The 276-nt window shown below is 62.0% G+C and carries 1 protein-coding gene; it reads right to left on the bottom strand.

Annotated elements, in window-relative coordinates; translation table 11 throughout:
• Positions 1-223, bottom strand: a 223-nt coding sequence (locus RVY79_RS19455) for a metalloregulator ArsR/SmtB family transcription factor (RefSeq protein ID WP_317466216.1), incomplete at its 3' end; no start/stop codon positions are given.
• Positions 224-276 lie beyond the last annotated feature (53 nt).

The raw sequence follows: 276 nt of genomic DNA, 5'->3' as shown, positions 1-276 counted from the left end.
CAACTTCCAACCGGCACGGCCGCGTCTGCCCCTCCCGTCCGCGTGAAATCAGACCGGCGGTTTCCAGCACCTTCAGATGCTTGGAGATGGAGGGCTGCGCCAGATCGAACGGTTCAGCCAGTTCGTTGACGGTGGCCTCGCCTGCAGCAAGACGGGCGACGATGGCGCGGCGCGTGGGATCGGCCAGCGCGGCGAAGACGAGGTTCAGGTGGTCGGGAGACATTACATAGCCAATCAGGAATATATCCTGATCGGAATATAGAAACCCGCGCCCAC

The organism is Chromohalobacter sp. HP20-39 (genome assembly GCF_033052815.1).
Lineage (GTDB): Bacteria > Pseudomonadota > Gammaproteobacteria > Pseudomonadales > Halomonadaceae > Chromohalobacter.
This window is presented reverse-complemented; position numbering and strand designations above follow the sequence as displayed.